Genomic DNA, 17,136 nt, shown 5'->3' with positions numbered 1-17,136 from the left:
AAATAATTTAAAAATAATTTTCACTTTCTTTTTAGAAGAAAATGGTGGTTTGTAATCTATAATTTATAAAAATAGTAATTTTATTTTACATCGCTCATTAATTTTTTCACAAGCGGCGAAATAGCGATGAGTAAAACACCTGCAATTACAGCGTAGAGTCCCAAATCTTTGTAACCTTCCGTATAAGCATTTAATTTTTCTAAATTTGATGAGTTTTCTCTTGCAGTAGCCATATTCGCACCTATCAAACCTGCTAAATATTGTCCGTACGCAGAAGCTAGAAACCACATTCCCATCATCATTCCTTGCAGTTTTTCTGTAGAAAGTTTCGTCATTATTGAAAGTCCGATGGGCGAAAGGCACATTTCTCCCAATGTAATGATAAATAATGCTCCCGTGAAAATACTTAAAGAAGTAACACCCTGAAGATTTGCAAAAAATTTGGTGGCAAAAATGGCGTAGAATCCTAAGCCTAAAAATAGAAATCCTAAACCGAATTTGATGATGGTATTTGGTTCTAATTTTTTCTTATTGAGCCAAATCCAGATTAAACCAATCGGCACAGCTACCAATAAAATAAAGAATGCACCACCAGAATTATTTACGCCATTCGGATCTAAACCAAGCAAGTCATTGTTTAAATTATGCGCTGCGAAAATACTTAAAGAACCACCACTTTGCTCGTAAATTCCCCAAAAAACAATTGAGAAGATAATGAAAATTAAAGCTGCAAATAGCTTGTTTCTTTCGATTTTTTCTACCAAAGACATTTCGTAAAATAAATAAATCAACGTTAATGGTCCAATTGTATACATGAAATAATCTGTATATTCTGGTTTGGAAACCATGATCATAATTAATGGAACAAAAACAAGTGACAGCACGTACACTCCATATTCTTTCCATTTTTCTATGGCGATTTGTTGTCCGTTTTTCAACATTTTTAAAGGTTGTAAACCGATTGGTCCCAATCTTCTTTGCGTGAAAATAAAATTAATCAAACTAATAACCATCACAACCGCAGCCAAGCCAAAAGCCACATTCCATCTTTTGTCTTCGGGAATTAAATTGGCGAACATTTCGCCTTTTCCGATTGCAATACAAAAGTAGCCACCCAAAAATGCTCCTAAATTGATACCGGCGTAGAAAAGTGAAAAACCAGCGTCGGTTCTGTTATCTCCAGATTTGTATAATTTCCCAACCATGGTAGAAATGTTTGGTTTGAAAAAACCTGTTCCTACAACGGTAAAAGAAATTCCCAAAAAGAAAAAATCGTGAGGATTTGTGGCAAGAATCATGCTTCCAACAATCATTAATAAACCACCCCAAAAAAGAGATTTCCGGAAACCAAGGATTTTATCTGCAAAAATCCCACCTACGAAAGTAAAAGCGTAAACAAAAGCTTGTGTAGCTGCATATTGTAGATTGGCTTCGCTTTCGTTGAGTTTTAATTCTGAAATCATAAAGAAAATAAGCATTCCACGCATTCCGTAGAAACAGAAACGCTCCCACATTTCCGAAAAAAATAAACTCCAAATTTGTCTTGGATATTTACCTTTGAAATCTTGAATTTCCTCGAGGGTTAGATTCATTTCTTAAGTTGTATTAATTTTGTTGAGATTTTTTATCTATTTGATCTAATTCAAAACGTATTCTATCTTGATCTATTATTTGTTTTAATTCCTCTTCTTTCGGTAGATAAAGCAAATATTTACTTGCAAAAAGATTGTTTTTATCATTTAAAACTGAGTATTTTACTATTGTTTCGTCTTTTTCCGAACACAATAAAATTCCGATGGTAGGATTATCTCCTTCATTTCGTTTCAAATCATCGTACATTCTTACATACATATCGATTTGTCCGATGTCTTGATGAGAAAGTTCACCAGTTTTTAGATCAATGATGACGAAACATTTTAAAATATAATTATAGAAAACCAAATCTATATAAAAGTCCGAGGTATCGGTTGAAATGTGTTGCTGTCTTGCTACAAAAGCAAAACCTTTCCCAAATTCAAGTAAAAATTTTTGAATATGATCTATAATTCCTGTTTCTATATCTTTTTCTGAAAATTTTTCACTTTGATTAAGTCCTAAAAATTCAAAAATGTAAGGATCTTTTAAAATGCTTTGAATGTTTTCTACGGGCGTTTTTTTGTGTTCTAAAACCCTTTCGAAAGCGAGAGAATTGATTTGTCTTTTGAGATCTCGAGAACTCCAATTATTTTGAACAGATTCTTCAATGTAATAATTTACTTTTTTAGGTAAATCTATTTTTAGTAGCATCCGATAATGTGTCCAACTCAATTCGTGACGCAGTGCGTCACATATTGGAAATGCTAGGTAAAACGAACGCATATTTCTTAAATTACTTTCATCAAAGCCTTTACCAAATTCTAAACTTAATTTTTTAGACAGATTTTTCAAAGTGTATTTTCCGTATTCTGCGCGTTCTTTACCTTTTTGCTCATCTTCTACAATGAGTTGCCCAATTTGCCAATAGGTAAGCAACAAAGTAGAATTTGCAACACGAAAAACTTTTTCTCTTGCTAGAGAAATAATTTGCTTTGCAGATTGAAACAATAAGTCTTCGGAAATTTCCACCACACGAATTTAAAAAAAACCATCGAATAAATCGATGGTTTAAATATATTTTAAGGAAAAGCTACAATTTAATTTATTCCATGCATCATTTTCACTAATTTTTTATTAAATAAAATTAACAAGATTGCTGCAAAAGCAGGAACTGCGCCGATAAATAAAAAGAAAGTAGACATGCCATAAGTTTCTGTAATCTTATCAATATAGGAACCTACAAATCCTCCAATAAAATTAGCTATCGCAGATGCTGTAAACCACAGACCAAACAATAATCCAACGAGTTTTTTTGGAGAAAGTTTACTTACATACGACAATCCAACTGGGGATAGACAAAGTTCGCCTGCTGTATGAAAAAAGTAAGCTAATATTAGCCATATCATACTTACGGAAGCCACTTTTGCTCCAATAGGAATACTCATACTTCCGTAGGCTAAAAATACGAAACCAAAACCAACAAGTAGAAGTCCTAATGCAAATTTAATAGGTCCGGATGGATTCCATACTTTTTCCCAGAATTTGCTAAAAGAAGTAGCTAATGTGATGATGAAAAATGAATTTAATATTTGGAACCAAGATGCTGCAACTTCTGCATTTTCTTGGTTGAATTCTCTATTGATTTTCCAAATTCCTAATCCCCAAATGATAACAAATGAGATTGCTGTGAATAATATGGTTAAAGGATATTTTTTTGCAACTTGTTTTCCTAATAAATATAAGACATAAGTCACAATTAAAATTGGAAAAATGGTAAGCAAAGTATCAATCCATTTGAAGATCAGCCCTGCATTTCCGTCTAGCGTTCTTTGCGTATAATCTTTTGCAAAAATAGACATAGAACCACCAGCTTGCTCGAAAGCGAAGAAGAAAAATAAACTCGCAATCATGAAAACTCCTACTACAATCAATCGATCTCTCACGATTCCTGCTTTGCTTGTTCCATCATGAGCAACTTCCTCTTCTTCATAAATTTCTGCAATCTCTTCGTTTTTAGAAGGCGTGCTTCCTATGATTCCAAATATCTTTTGCCCAAAATAAAACTGCAACATTCCGAAGAACATGAAAACTCCTGCAAGTCCGAAACCATAATGCCAACCGACTTTTTCGCCGATGTAACCACAAAGCATCATTCCTAAAAAAGCACCTGCATTAATTCCCATATAGAAAATCGTGTAACCAGAATCTTTTTTTGCACTGCTATCAGGATATAACTGACCAACCATGGAAGAAATATTTGGTTTGAACATTCCGTTTCCAAGAATCATTAAGGCTAGACCTAAAAAGAAAAAATTGGTAGAAAAACCTTCTAAAGCCATAGAAGCATGTCCCAAAGTCATTATTAAAGCACCTATTAAAATTGCTTTTCTATAGCCAGTAAGTTTGTCTGCGATGATACCGCCTAAAAGTGGTGTAAGGTAAACTAACCCAGTGTACCAACCATATAATTGTAATGCATCTTCGTTAGACCAACCCCAACCTCCATCTGTAATTGTAGAGATTAAAAATAATGTTAACAAAGCACGCATGCCATAATAACTAAACCTCTCCCACATTTCTGTAAAAAACAAAAGAAATAATGATGCAGGATGTCCCATCACCATCTTATCGTCGATTCCTTCTTTTGCAAGGTGTTTTATCAGTGCTTCGTCTTGATTTAAATTCATTTTAAATTTTTTTTAAAAGGGTGAAATTTTTAGAAATTACAATTGTGATACAAATTAACAAATTGTTAACATTAAGCAAATATAGTTTTTTTTAAAAGTTTTTTGGATTTTTTTTTAATTCAAAATAAAATTAATAGTTACCCATTCCATCATCATTGCAGAAACCAATGCTGCAAATGTACCAACCACATATCCTAAAATTGCCAATAATGCTCCAACTGGTGCCAAACTTGGATTGAAAGCACCTGCTACAACTGGCGCAGAAGCTGCTCCGCCAATATTTGCTTTGCTTCCAACCGCTATGAAAAAGAATGGTGCTTTAATGATTTTTGCAGTCGCAAACAGAATAATTACGTGAACCAGCATCCAAACCATTCCTAAAACAATTAAAAGTGGATTATCAAAAATTTGCATAATATCCATCCTCAATCCAATTACTGCTACCAAAATATAAATGAACAAACTCCCGATTTTGCTTGCACCACTTCCTTCTAATTTTCTCAGTTTTGTTAAGGACAATAGTACTCCGATTATAGTAGAAAATAAAATTAACCACAAAAAACTTGATGTAAAAGAATTGAAAAAAGATTTCGGATCGCTAAAAGTAGGATGGCTGCTTAAAGCTTCTGAAACCCAAGTTGCCAAAAAGTAAGAAAGCGCCAAACCTCCAAAGGTAATTCCCATCATCACCATATAATCTTTCAAAGTGGGTTGTTTTTGTACGCTTAAAGAATAATTTTCTACTCGGCTCACCAAATCTGCAATTGCAGAATTATCTGCTTTCAACCATTTGTTTATTTTTTCGTTTTTACCAATTAAAAATAGCAAAATCGCCATCCAAATATTCGCAACTACAATATCCACGAGAATCATTCCGCCGTATAGAGTTTTATCGTAGCCGTAAATTTCCAACATTGCAGTTTGGTTTGCACCACCTCCAATCCAACTTCCAGCAAGCGTAGAAAGTCCACGCCAAATAGATTGCGAACCTTCTCCTGCAACCGTTTCTGGACTTATTTGGCTAAACAATAGCAAAGCAATCGGTCCGCCAATTACAACGCCCAAAGTTCCGGACAGAAACATTACAATTGGTTTCCAACCAAGATTGAAAAGTCCTTTCAAATCGATACCTAAACATAAAAGTAGAAGAGAAGCAGGCAAAAAATACCGAGAAGCTACATGATATAATTGCTCGTATTCTTCGGTTTCGCTGCTTATTATTTTTGTGGTATTCAAAACTGCGGGAACCATGTAACACAACAAAAGTGCAGGAAATATGGAATAAAATTTCTTCCAGCTTTTGAGCGATGAGGTATAGAAAATTAAAGCCAAACAAACGGCTAAAATCCCGAAAACGATGATGTTTTCTGTGAAAATTGGTTGTATGATTGTTTTTTCTTCCATAAGTTTTTTATGTTGATAATTGAATTACGTTTATTGAGTTATTTTCTATCGTTTATGATAAATTTAAAAAAATCTTTCACTGTTTTGAAATCTCAACTTTACTATTAATAATATTAAAAATTTTTTTAGTTTCTTCAGATATTTCTGTCCAATCTCCAACAGAATAATATTCACAAATTAAATTCATATTATGTCTTTTGAATTTGAGACTGACATTGCCTACATAATCAGTTGCAGATGTATTTGTAAAACTGGGTTTTATTACTGATTGAAATATATATTTACTTAAACTGTCCCTTTCTTGTTTTGTAAAAAGAATTACCTTTTTCTCAATTTTTTTATTGTTGTATTTTGGTGGTATTTCGTAAATTCCTTTATCATACTTTACATTAATAAATTCTGCGGAATCAGAGAATTTAAAAATGGTTAAAGTCTGATATCTGGTTTCTATTTCAAGTTCGTCCCATCTTTTATAATCATCATTTGAAACTTTTTTTAATTTCTCATTTTTACAAGAGAAGATGATTGACAGAATAATAAGGCTGAATAATTTAAATTTCATCAATTCATTATTTTAAAATAAACTTTGTCAAAGTATTTTTCTTCACGCTTTAGAACTTTGACAAAGTGCGTGCGTTACATTTTTAATCTTGAATCTTGTTTCTCGGTTCTTGATTCTTTTCTAAAGTTTCTCCAAAATAAAATCCGTCATCTTCTGATACAATTGCGGTCTTGTAAATCCGCCATAAATTCCGTGGTTTTTGTCTGGATATGCCATAAATTCAAACTGTTTGTTGGCTTGAATTAGCGCTTCCGAAAATTCCATAGAATTTTGAAAATGTACATTATCATCCGCAGTTCCGTGGATTAAAAGGAAATTTCCTTTCATCATTTTTGCAAACTCTGTTGGTGAATTGGTATCATAACCAGCTGGATTTTCTTGTGGTGTACGCAAAAATCGTTCTGTATAAACGCTATCGTAATATCTCCAATTCGTAACTGGCGCAACAGCAATTCCCGCTTTGAAAACATCTGCACCTTTCGTCATAGCCAAACTCGCCATATATCCGCCAAAACTCCAACCGAAAATTCCGATTCTACTTTTATCAACATAAGATTGATTTCCCAACCATTTTGCCGCTGTTATTTGATCTTCAATTTCGTATTTACCTAAATTCATATAGGTAGATTTCTTGTATTTTGTGCCTTTGTAGCCTGTTCCACGTCCATCTACACAAACAATTACATAGCCTTTTTGCGCCAACATATTAAACCAAACCGTGTTTCCATAATCCCAAGAATTGGCAACAGTTTGAGATCCTGGTCCAGAATATTGATACATAAAAACGGGATATTTTTTATTCTTATCAAAGTTTTTTGGTTTGATGATCCACGCATTCATTTGATCTCCCACAGAATTTGGAATCGTGAAAAATTCTTTTTCTACAAAACCATCGGCTTTTATTTTTTTCAAAGCTTCGTCATTATTGCGAAGTTCCTTCAAAGTTTTTCCGTTTTCATCTTTTAAGGTATAAACGTAAGGCATTTTCGCTGAGGAAGATGTTTCTATAAAATAGTTGTAATTTTTGCTAAAATCGCCAGAATTATTCCCTTCAGATTTAGATAAAAGTTGAGATTTCCCAGTTTTCAAACTTACTTTAGAAACCACTTTGTTGATGCTTCCCTTTTCTGTAGTTTGTATGAAAACTTCTTCTGTTTTTGGGTTGTAACCGTAGTAATCTGTTACTTCCCAATCTCCTTTTGTGATTTGTTTTTTCAAGCTTCCATCTTCGTTATACCAATACAAATGGCGATTACCGTCTCTTTCTGCTCCCCAAATAAAAGAATTATCGTCCAAAAATTCCATGGTTACATTATCGGTATCAATCCATTTTTCGTCGGTTTCTGTGAATAATTTTTTTGCAATTCCTGTTTTTGTATTTACTTTTAAAACATCTGATGCGTTTTGTGTTCTTAAAGAAGTGATGAGGATTATTTCGTCTGCTTTTGCCGTTCTAATAACGCTTGGAATATAATAATTCTTAAATTCCCCAAGATTGACCATCATTGTTTTTTGAGAATCTAGCTGATACAAATACGCTGATACTTTAGAGTTTTTTTCGCCCGCTTTCGGATATTTATAGCGCATTTCAGATGGGTACAACTGCTTACCATAAATTGGGATATACATTTCTGGAACTTCGGTTTCGTCAGATTTCACAAACACGATTGCATTTCCAGCAGCATCCCATTCATATTGTTTTGCATGGCCGAATTCTTCTTCGTAAACCCAATCTGCAAGACCATTTAAAATTTTATTTTTTGATCCATCTTTGGTTATTTGAGTTATTTTTTCAGAATTTAAATCTTGATAATATAAATTGTTGTCCATAATGAACGCCACTTTTGTTCCGTTTGGAGAAAAGCTCGGCTCTTGGATGAAATTTCCATTATTAATTTGAATTGTTTTGCCAGATTTTAAATCTTTTACATCAAATTTTCCTAAAAATGAGTGTCTGTAGATTTGTTCGCTTTCTTTTTGTAATAAAATTTTAGCTTCATCTTTAGAAAATTCATAACTCTCAAAATTTCCGTCTGCAATATTACCAGATTTTGTAGAAGTTTTGTAGTCATATTTTGCAATTCCCGTTGGTTCTATGGTTGCATAAGTTTCACCATTGTTCAAAGATTTTATGCCGGCAATATTTTTTCCGTAATAATATCCTGTATAGATTTTTTGAAAAGTAATTTCTTGAGAAAAGAAATTTTGTGCTGTAAAAGCGATAAGAAATAGGAAAATATTTTTTTTCATAGTTAAAATTGTAAATCACTCAAATATATAAAATTCTTGAAAAACATTTCATAATTAATTAGCAATCATTCAATATATAATTTATTAATGCTAAATTTATAAATATTAATTTTTAAAATTATAAAATATGAGCGATCAACATCAAGAATTGAGAGAGTATGAATTGGAAGATTATACTTTGAAAACCGGTTTTTCTTCTTATGAAGATGCCAATATATATGCAAGTGAAAACAATGGTGAATTGGTAGAAGTAGCTTTTAAAGATGGAAATGACAATCCACAGATATCTTCTGAAGCTAATTTAATTGCAGATAAAAAATATTTTCATGCAAGTGCTGGTTCAGAATATAGATTTATACACTCCACAGATGCAGAATTTCAAGAGTTTGCCGGAAAAATTCATGAGAAAGATGTAGAAGCTAGAACTTCCAGTCCAGAAGAGCAATATTTTGCAGATTTTAAATTGGAAACAGCGGAAGATCCAGTTCTAGTATTGAAAAATGGCGAATTTGAATCTATAACTACCAGAGAAAGAGCAAAATATCTAAAACACGCAAATGTCTACGAAATTGCTGTAAAACAAATGAAGTAGTAGTAAATAAAATAAAAAAAAGGCAACTAAAAGTAAATTTGGTTGCCTATTTTGTATTAAAAAAGATGAATTTACGCTTCTAGCAATTGATTTTGGTAGATTATTTTATAATATTCATCCGCCATTCTATCACTATTAAAGTTTGTTTTTACATCGTCCATTGCCGTTTGTGTAATTTTTCGCCATTTCTTTTTGTTATCGTAATAAGTTGGCACTATTTCATTTTCCAAAATATCAAATAGAGCATTCATGTCATATTGATCTACTTCTGCAATATTCATATTATGGTAGTCTGCTTTTTCTACAACGAAAGAATTTTCTCCATGCTTTGCAAATTCTGGAATCCAACCATCATCTGTGGAAAGATTTACAGATCCATTCATCGCGGCCGTCATCCCAGAAGTTCCAGATGCTTCGCGTGGAACTCGTGGATTGTTTAACCATACGTCAGAACCTTGTTTCATCAATTTGCTCAGGGCTAATTCGTACCCTGTAAGAACCGCCATATTTTTAATGTTTCTACTTTCATGTACTAAATTATTAAAAGTAGATATTGCTGTATAATCCATCGGGTATGGTTTTCCTGCCCAAATAATCTGTACAGGACGATCAGGATTATTTAATAGTTTTAAAAATCTTTCTTTATCGTGTAGAAGTAAATCTGCTCTTTTATACCCTGCGAATCTTCTTGCCCAAACGATTGTTAATACTTCTGGATCAAATATTTTCCCGCATTGATCTGCCACAGTTTTGAAAAATCTTTTCTTTATCTTATTTTTTCTTTTATCAAAAGATTCATTGTTCTTTTCCTCTTTCGCTTTATATAATTGATGATCTGCCCAATATTTGAATTCTTGTGCATTCGTGATAGATTTTATTTCGCAAATCCCATCATATTTATTCCACATTTCATTAGAAACTATGCCATGAAGTCTAGAAACACCATTGGAAATTCTTGCCATTTTGAGAGCGCATAGAGAGTGGTTGAACATAGAAGGATCTTTGCCATTTTCTAAATTTTTCACTTCATTTTTTGGCATTCCAGAAAAATAAGACATATTGTATGCTAAATCTATAGAATGCTTTTCGTTCCCAGCTTCTTCTGGAGTATGCGTGGTGAAAACCAACTTTTCTTTTACTTTTTGCAAATCTCCATTGTACTTTTTTAATAAATAGAATGCAGCAGGAAGTCCGTGTGCTTCATTTAAATGATAAACTTCTCTCTCGAAATTCATTTCATCTAATAATTTTGCGCCGCCTTTTCCCAATAGGATATACTGTGCTAATTTTGTAGATTCATTGGCATCGTATAATTTATGACAAATAGTTTTGGAGATATGATCATTTTCTGGCACATCTGTAGAAAGGAAAAACATTGGTGCAGAATTAAAAACTTCTGGTGCAAGGTAGTACACTTTTACCCAAACTGGGGAACTGTGTATTTCAATTTGAAATTTGATATTGGTTTCTTGTAGAAATGTATAATCTTTTACGGTCCAGCTTGGTTGCAAAGTCTGATCATAATTTCTTGTTTGATCGTAATATCCGTATTTCCACAAAATTCCAATTCCTACTAAATCTTGTTTCAGGTTGAAAGCACTTCTCATATGAGAGCCAGCTAAAAAGCCTAAACCGCCAGAATAAATTTTCAATGCCTGATCTATAGCAAATTCCATCGAAAAATAAGCGACTTTTTTGGTGTATTTTTCGTTGATGCTATAAGGCATCTTAAAATTTATGAAATCCATTTGTTTATTTTTTCGGTAACAAATGCAAATATATAGTTTTTAGGAAAAAAGAAATAAGACATTTTTATAAATGTCTGAATTAGTTGAATATTTTAAATTTCGGTTAATTCATTTTGAGGAGCTTGATTTTCCCCAAAAATAAAAGAAGGCAGATTTATGTTGTGAAGTATGATTTTTTGAGACTGAAATAAATTTTTGGGAATAGAACCTTTGCGTGAGGCAGTAGGTGGAACTCTTTTTCTGTAGCCTAGCGGAAGAAAAAAGTGGGAACCGGATACCGATTTTTTAAAATTTTGCAAAAAATTTAAAAAAGGCACGCCCAAATAATTATTTAACAAATTTTACCCAAAACAAGAAGTATCCTTAAAATAATCGGATAAATATCGGATGGTGCCATTTTCTGCAAATTCTATGATGGTACAAATTTGATTTTTGTATGCTCCTTTTTGCTTCATATCTCCGTGAGAAACAGTTTCGTAGAAAAAACGGCCTTTTCCGAGGTTGAAAATTTCGGAAGCTTTCCATTCTATATGATTGTATTTGCGAAAAATAGTACGGAAAAGAGCGATGATTCTTCGTCCACCTTCCACTTCTGCCATTGGTGGAATCCATATTTTGCTATGTTCATCAAACCATTTTTTCAAATTCTCTATATCTAGAGAATTCAAATCATGCATAAAAGAGGTCACTTTACATTCCATACGCATATATACGACTAATTTTTTTAATAGTTTCAAAAAATTGAAGTTATGCTCAATAATTTATTTTTTGAGCAAAATAGTATCAAAATTTTTCACCCTCATTTGCGATAATTTCTTAAAAATCGAAAATTACATTATCCATTCCGCAATCTCGTCAATATTTATCTATTTTTTAAATGCTTAAATATTTTGCGTATTTATTTAGATTCAAAAATCTATTGCAACTTTCAATTTATCTAATAATAAGGCAATTGCCGAATTGATTGTCATTGCTAAATAGATCATTTTTGTAAATATCATAATTTAAGCTAAAGGAGATGATTGAATTTTACAAAAAAATATTTTTTACACTATGTTTGCTAACATTTTTTATTCAAAAAATCTCTGCAAACGCTGCGCAACCAGGTATTTGGAATGCAGGTGGAACGGTTTTCACGATGATGTATCCCAAAGATGCTGCGACCTTCAAAAAGGTGCAGATGCAAAACGAAAAGATTTACATGCAGCTTTATCCTGGTTTTGCCGTGGTGAAAGCTTGGTGCAGAATGAAAAATACCGCGAAAGAAACGCTGAAATTTAAGATGGGATATCCTGTGAACGGAATTTATAGTGGTGGAAATTCAAATTTAAATCAGGTTTATTTAGATTCTCTCAGCCAATTCAAAATATTTTCCAATAGAAAAGAATGTACTCTTTTAAAGACTAAATTTTCCGACGAAAATTTTGAGAGAATACAGTCTTTTTCTGATAATTGGTTGGTGTGGGAAATGTTTTTTTTACCAGAAGAAACAAAAATTGTAGAAGGATATTTTATAGTAGAAACCAATGATGGAAAAATCACAAAAGGTTATAATTCAGATAATTATAACGCTTTCATTTATCTTCTAGAATCTGGTAGCGTTTGGAAACAGCCGATAGAAAAAGGCGAGTTTTACATTCAAATGATGCAAGGTCTGAAAGAAAAAGACATACATGGTTTATCAAACGGTTTCCAATTTAAATGGAATAAAAACACAACGATGGCAAAAGGTTTCAAGTTGAATTTTTCACCCAGTCCAAAAGATAATTTAATTGTTACTTATGGTGAAAGAGAAGAGAATTTTAATTTTTCTAACTTAATTGCTACGCCCGAAAAGTGGTACAAATTAATAGATGAATTTTCTAGAAATGTGCAAGTTCAAAATTTTAATGTAGAAATAAAAAAGAAAAGTCCTTATGAAGTTTCTGAAAGTATATTTGGATTTCTTCCGACCTTTTTAATGATTATTTTAATAGCACTCCCTTATATGATTGTTGTTGCAGCCCTCCTGTTTGTGCTCATTATCTTAAGAAGAAGGTTTAAAAATAAAAAATAAATTACGATATATTTTATTTATGATTTTGCTATTCTTTATTTCTTCATTTCTTTTTTTAGTAATTTTTCTTGTCGTATTTTTCTTTATTTTTAAACTGGATAGGAAAAAACACAGGCTTGCAATATTTTATATTAAAAATGATATTGCAATCCAAAATAGCATGTTGGAAAAGCAACAGCAACAGTTGAAGAATGTTTCGCTTTCAATTAAAAAATCGGAAAATAGTTTGCAAAATATAGCATGCGAATTAGAAGAATTATCTTTTCCGCAAAACGAATATATGGAAAATCAGTTCCAAAATTTGACAGTTTTTTCGGAAAATTTATTGAGATTTTTAAAGATTTATGACAAGTTGCTGAAAAACGAATGATATTTTTTCCATTCTATTTTCTTTCGTAAATTTGCATCTTCGATTATGGAAAAATTTATCTCAAAAAAAGTCGCATTTCACACCCTCGGTTGCAAACTCAATTTTGCAGAAACTTCTACTATTTCTAGGCAATTGCAAGATGCTGGTTTCCAGAAGACTACATTTGATGAGGTGGCAGATATTTATGTAATCAATACTTGTTCGGTTACCGAAAACGCAGACAAAGAATGCAAGCAGCACGTAAAAAGAGCGATGAAAAGCAATGCAGATGGTTTGGTAATCATCGTTGGTTGCTATGCACAACTAAAACCCGAAGAAATTTCTAAAATTTCTGGTGTAGATTTGGTTTTAGGAGCAAAAGAAAAATTTAATATTCTCTCTTATATCAACGATTTAGAAAAAACTAATAATTTTGGAACCGTACATTCTTGTGAAATAGAGGAAACAGATTTTTTTGTGGGCAGCTATTCTTTTGGAGATAGAACCCGCGCTTTTTTGAAAGTTCAAGATGGTTGCGATTACAAATGTACCTATTGCACAATTCCTTTAGCACGAGGAATTTCCCGCAGCGATACCATTGCAAGTGTAGTTCTTAATGCTTCAGAAATTGCCAAAAAAGGCATTAAAGAAATCGTTTTGACAGGCGTAAATATTGGTGATTATGGCAAAGGCGAATTCGGAAATAAAAAACATGAACACACATTTCTCAATTTAATTGAAGCTTTGGATGAGGTAGAAGGTATCGAAAGGTTAAGAATTTCTTCTATAGAACCCAATTTATTGAAAGATGAAAGCATACAATTAGTAGCCAACAGCAAAAGATTTGTGCCGCATTTTCATATCCCATTGCAAAGTGGAAGTGATGATTTGCTAAAGAAAATGAAACGAAGATATTTGTCGGGTTTATTTTATAATAGAGTTTTTAAAATAAAAGAATTGATGCCCAATGCTGCTATTGGTGTAGATGTAATTGTAGGTTTTCCAGGCGAAACGGAAGAATTATTTTTAGAAACGTATCAATTTATTCAAAATTTACCCATCACTTATTTGCATGTTTTCACTTATTCCGAACGAGAAAATACCGAAGCTGTAGATTTTGAAGGTGTTGTTCCAATCCCAGAAAGAAAGAGACGCAATAAAATGTTGAGAATTCTCTCTGAGAAGAAAAAAATGGAATTCTATCAAACTCAAATCGGAAATACGCTACCAGTTTTGTGGGAAAATGAAAATCGAGATGGCATGATGTACGGTTTCACAGAAAATTATGTACGCGTAGAAAAACAGTTTGATGCAAATTTTTGTAATGAAATAGAGCAAGTTTTATTAAAAAATATAGGGATATCTGGAAATGTATCTGTTGAAGCTTCCTTCTCAAACTTCCTTGCAAACGCCTAATAACTTTAGATACTCGATTTCAATTCTTCAACTATATTTTATATAAATCTACTTGAATTTTTTTATTCTTTTTAATATCATTAATTTTAGGGTCAATTTAATTTTAAAGAATATATAATTATGAGAGATAAATTTTTATCATGGGGCGCAATTTTAGTTGTTGTTTGCTGGGCTATTGCTGTTTTATTAAATAATTATTGGTGGATACCGGTAGTTTTGACATTAATTTACGCACTTGGTATTTTTAATGCTACACAGTCCAAGCATGCTATTCTTAGAAATTTCCCGGTTATTGGTTACTTCAGATACATTTTTGAAGGGATTTCCCCAGAATTACAGCAATATTTTATAGAAAGGGAAACCGACGGAAAACCTTTTCCACGAAACCAAAGATCTGCAGCATACAGGAAAGCGAAAAATTTGGGAGATACTGTCCCTTTTGGTACTCAATTAGAAATTAATCACAGAAAATACGAAGGAATAAAGCATTCCATATATGCAAAAAAAACTTCTGAAGAGCTGCCAAGAGTTTGGATTGGTAATGAACAATGCTCGCAACCATATCATGCATCTCTTTTTAATATTTCTGCAATGAGTTTTGGATCTTTGAGTGATAGAGCACAAGTTGCTTTAAACAAAGGGGCAAAGAAAGGCGGTTTTTTCCACAATACGGGAGAAGGTGGTGTTTCACCTTATCATTTAGAAGGTGGTGGAGATTTGTGTTGGCAAATAGGTACAGGATATTTTGGTTGTAGAAATGAGCAAGGTAATTTTGATGCAGAATTATTTAAGAAATATGCACTTTTGCCAAATGTAAAGCTAATTGAAATCAAGCTTTCTCAAGGAGCAAAGCCAGGACATGGAGGAGTTTTGCCAGCCATTAAAAATACTCCAGAAATAGCAGCAATAAGACATATAAAAGCGGGAGAAACTGTGCTTTCTCCACCATCTCACTCCGCATTTTCTGATGCCAAAGGTTTGCTAAATTTTGTGGCACATTTAAGAGATTTATGCGGCGGAAAACCTGTTGGATTCAAATTATGCATAGGAGAAGTGAGAGAATTTGAAGAAATTTGCGAGGAGATGAATTTAATGAATATTTATCCAGATTTTATTACCGTAGATGGAGCAGAAGGTGGAACAGGAGCTGCGCCACCAGAATTTTCCGATGGAGTAGGAATGCCTTTAGAACCTGCGCTTATTTTTGTGAATAGAACTTTGGAAAAAAATGATCTACACAAAAAAATTAAGATTATTGCAAGTGGAAAAGTTCTCACGCCATTAGATATTTTGCGAGCACTTTCTATGGGAGCTGATTTATGCAACAATGCAAGAGGGTTTATGTTTGCTTTAGGTTGCATTCAGGCTCTTAGATGTAATACCAATGCATGCCCAACTGGAGTTGCAACACAAGATAAAATGCTTGTAAAGGGTCTAGACGTTACTGATAAAAGTGAAAGAGTTTATCATTTCCACAAAAATACGCTGCACACTTGCAATGAATTAATTGCTGCAGCAGGAAAAGAATCTTATGATGAAATAGATGCCAACATGTTTATGCGTGGTGATGAATTTGAGCATCTTTCAGACTTGTATTTTCCCGATATTTTGGGAGCGAAAAGTAAAGAATCTGTAACAAATTTTTAAACAATCGGTAATATTAGTACAAAAAAAAGGTCGTTGAAATTAATCAACGACCTTTTTTATTTTATTTTTAAACGGTATTAGTACTGAGCAGTTGTTCTCGTTGTAGTTTTATAAACTTGTACATTGAAGATAAAACTTCTATCTACAAAACTTAATACTTGTCCGCTAATCAATGCATCCAACGCATTACTATCTCTAGCAAAAGCTGCTCTAGAAGGGACAATGATTACACCTTGCATATTATAATTGTTTACGTCTGGGATTTCGTAGCTTTTAAACAATTTAATCCCTTCTTGAAATCCTTCTATTTCAAAATAGCTTCTTGCGTTGCCGTTCAGAATGCTATTTTTCGCGTAAAAATAAAAAGGATCAACCTCTGGAACACCAGTATTGATGGTATTGATAAAATCTTGGTATGTGGTAAAAGTTGGGATGTCATTTACTTTCTTAGCCACTACACTTTTAGATATAGAAGTCAGTCTCAAAACATCTTCACTATTGATGGTTTTACCAGGCGATGGTTGTGCGGTAGGTATCATTACGACTACAACACCAGATGGCAAAGTTGTTACGTTATAAGTGCTTAATGAAGGGTAATTATCATCAGAAGTATCTGTATCGCTGTAGGCAACTATTTTCCCTTGAGAATCAAAATAATTTGTTGTGAGGTATTTTTGTGCCGCCTGATCATCATAAGTATTTTGTGTTGCTATATCTACAACCTCGTCTGCAACCGTAAGATCTTCGTCTGTTTTACAAGATGTAAATAGCACACCACCAAACATTATGTATAAAAGTATTTTCTTCATGTCTAAATTTATAATTAAATTGCTAAAAATTTCAATGAGCA

Annotated in this window: 13 protein-coding genes; 4 read left to right on the top strand and 9 right to left on the bottom strand. The window is 32.7% G+C overall.

Annotated elements, in window-relative coordinates; genetic code table 11:
• Window positions 1-80: 80 nt before the first annotated feature.
• The 6 genes from HNQ03_RS06955 to HNQ03_RS06930 all read right to left on the bottom strand — a co-directional run bounded on the left by HNQ03_RS06955 (window position 81) and on the right by HNQ03_RS06930 (window position 8,478).
• Window positions 81-1,592, bottom strand: coding sequence for a peptide MFS transporter (locus HNQ03_RS06955; protein ID WP_173778953.1), 1,512 nt, complete (start codon window positions 1,590-1,592; stop codon window positions 81-83).
• Between the two features lie 13 nt (window positions 1,593-1,605).
• On the bottom strand, window positions 1,606-2,607 hold the full coding sequence (locus HNQ03_RS06950) for a PDDEXK nuclease domain-containing protein (RefSeq protein ID WP_317170351.1): 1,002 nt from the start codon (window positions 2,605-2,607) through the stop codon (window positions 1,606-1,608).
• 65 nt (window positions 2,608-2,672) lie between these two features.
• On the bottom strand, window positions 2,673-4,262 hold the full coding sequence (locus HNQ03_RS06945) for a peptide MFS transporter (RefSeq protein WP_173778952.1): 1,590 nt from the start codon (window positions 4,260-4,262) through the stop codon (window positions 2,673-2,675).
• Window positions 4,263-4,376: 114 nt separating this feature from the next.
• Complete coding sequence (locus HNQ03_RS06940) at window positions 4,377-5,666, bottom strand: DUF819 family protein (protein WP_173778951.1); 1,290 nt, start codon at window positions 5,664-5,666, stop codon at window positions 4,377-4,379.
• Between the two features lie 76 nt (window positions 5,667-5,742).
• A complete protein-coding gene (locus tag HNQ03_RS06935; RefSeq protein ID WP_173778950.1) occupies window positions 5,743-6,228 on the bottom strand; it encodes a hypothetical protein in 486 nt (161 codons plus the stop codon).
• 120 nt (window positions 6,229-6,348) lie between these two features.
• Window positions 6,349-8,478, bottom strand: coding sequence for a S9 family peptidase (locus tag HNQ03_RS06930; protein ID WP_173778949.1), 2,130 nt, complete (start codon window positions 8,476-8,478; stop codon window positions 6,349-6,351).
• Window positions 8,479-8,605: 127 nt separating this feature from the next.
• On the opposite strand from HNQ03_RS06930, the gene HNQ03_RS06925 reads away from it, so the two are divergent.
• Window positions 8,606-9,070 carry a hypothetical protein gene (locus tag HNQ03_RS06925; protein WP_173778948.1) on the top strand — a complete coding sequence of 155 codons (465 nt, stop codon included), beginning with the start codon at window positions 8,606-8,608 and terminating at the stop codon, window positions 9,068-9,070.
• 71 nt (window positions 9,071-9,141) lie between these two features.
• On the opposite strand, the gene glgP is transcribed toward HNQ03_RS06925, so the two are convergent.
• Window positions 9,142-10,818, bottom strand: coding sequence for an alpha-glucan family phosphorylase (glgP, locus tag HNQ03_RS06920; protein ID WP_173778947.1), 1,677 nt, complete (start codon window positions 10,816-10,818; stop codon window positions 9,142-9,144).
• Between the two features lie 341 nt (window positions 10,819-11,159).
• Window positions 11,160-11,555, bottom strand: coding sequence for a nuclear transport factor 2 family protein (locus HNQ03_RS06915; RefSeq protein ID WP_173778946.1), 396 nt, complete (start codon window positions 11,553-11,555; stop codon window positions 11,160-11,162).
• Between the two features lie 320 nt (window positions 11,556-11,875).
• Between HNQ03_RS06915 and HNQ03_RS06910 the strand changes: the two genes are divergently transcribed.
• The 3 genes from HNQ03_RS06910 (at window position 11,876) to HNQ03_RS06900 (ending at window position 16,286) form a co-directional block, all read left to right on the top strand.
• Window positions 11,876-12,874 (top strand): hypothetical protein, encoded by a 999-nt coding sequence (locus HNQ03_RS06910; protein WP_173778945.1) that lies wholly within the window; start codon window positions 11,876-11,878, stop codon window positions 12,872-12,874.
• A 415-nt stretch (window positions 12,875-13,289) separates the two neighbouring features.
• Complete coding sequence (mtaB, locus tag HNQ03_RS06905; protein ID WP_173778944.1) at window positions 13,290-14,639, top strand: tRNA (N(6)-L-threonylcarbamoyladenosine(37)-C(2))-methylthiotransferase MtaB; 1,350 nt, start codon at window positions 13,290-13,292, stop codon at window positions 14,637-14,639.
• Between the two features lie 120 nt (window positions 14,640-14,759).
• Complete coding sequence (locus HNQ03_RS06900; protein WP_173778943.1) at window positions 14,760-16,286, top strand: FMN-binding glutamate synthase family protein; 1,527 nt, start codon at window positions 14,760-14,762, stop codon at window positions 16,284-16,286.
• Window positions 16,287-16,363: 77 nt separating this feature from the next.
• On the opposite strand, the gene HNQ03_RS06895 is transcribed toward HNQ03_RS06900, so the two are convergent.
• A complete protein-coding gene (locus HNQ03_RS06895) occupies window positions 16,364-17,095 on the bottom strand; it encodes a hypothetical protein (RefSeq protein WP_173778942.1) in 732 nt (243 codons plus the stop codon).
• Window positions 17,096-17,136: the final 41 nt, after the last annotated feature.

Source organism: Frigoriflavimonas asaccharolytica (genome assembly GCF_013294015.1).
GTDB lineage: Bacteria > Bacteroidota > Bacteroidia > Flavobacteriales > Weeksellaceae > Frigoriflavimonas > Frigoriflavimonas asaccharolytica.
The sequence above is the reverse complement of the archived record's forward strand: the minus strand, read 5'-3'. Positions and strand labels throughout refer to the sequence as shown.

Excerpts from the sequence above, each read along its gene's own strand:
- HNQ03_RS06955 (WP_173778953.1), bottom strand. The coding sequence starts at position 1,592 with ATGAATCTAACCCTCGAGGAAATTCAAGATTTCAAAGGTAAATATCCA.
- HNQ03_RS06945 (WP_173778952.1), bottom strand. The coding sequence starts at position 4,262 with ATGAATTTAAATCAAGACGAAGCACTGATAAAACACCTTGCAAAAGAA.
- HNQ03_RS06940 (WP_173778951.1), bottom strand. The coding sequence starts at position 5,666 with ATGGAAGAAAAAACAATCATACAACCAATTTTCACAGAAAACATCATC.
- HNQ03_RS06935 (WP_173778950.1), bottom strand. The coding sequence starts at position 6,228 with ATGAAATTTAAATTATTCAGCCTTATTATTCTGTCAATCATCTTCTCT.
- HNQ03_RS06930 (WP_173778949.1), bottom strand. The coding sequence starts at position 8,478 with ATGAAAAAAAATATTTTCCTATTTCTTATCGCTTTTACAGCACAAAAT.
- HNQ03_RS06925 (WP_173778948.1), top strand. The coding sequence starts at position 8,606 with ATGAGCGATCAACATCAAGAATTGAGAGAGTATGAATTGGAAGATTAT.
- glgP (WP_173778947.1), bottom strand. The coding sequence starts at position 10,818 with ATGGATTTCATAAATTTTAAGATGCCTTATAGCATCAACGAAAAATAC.
- mtaB (WP_173778944.1), top strand. The coding sequence starts at position 13,290 with ATGGAAAAATTTATCTCAAAAAAAGTCGCATTTCACACCCTCGGTTGC.
- HNQ03_RS06900 (WP_173778943.1), top strand. The coding sequence starts at position 14,760 with ATGAGAGATAAATTTTTATCATGGGGCGCAATTTTAGTTGTTGTTTGC.
- HNQ03_RS06895 (WP_173778942.1), bottom strand. The coding sequence starts at position 17,095 with ATGAAGAAAATACTTTTATACATAATGTTTGGTGGTGTGCTATTTACA.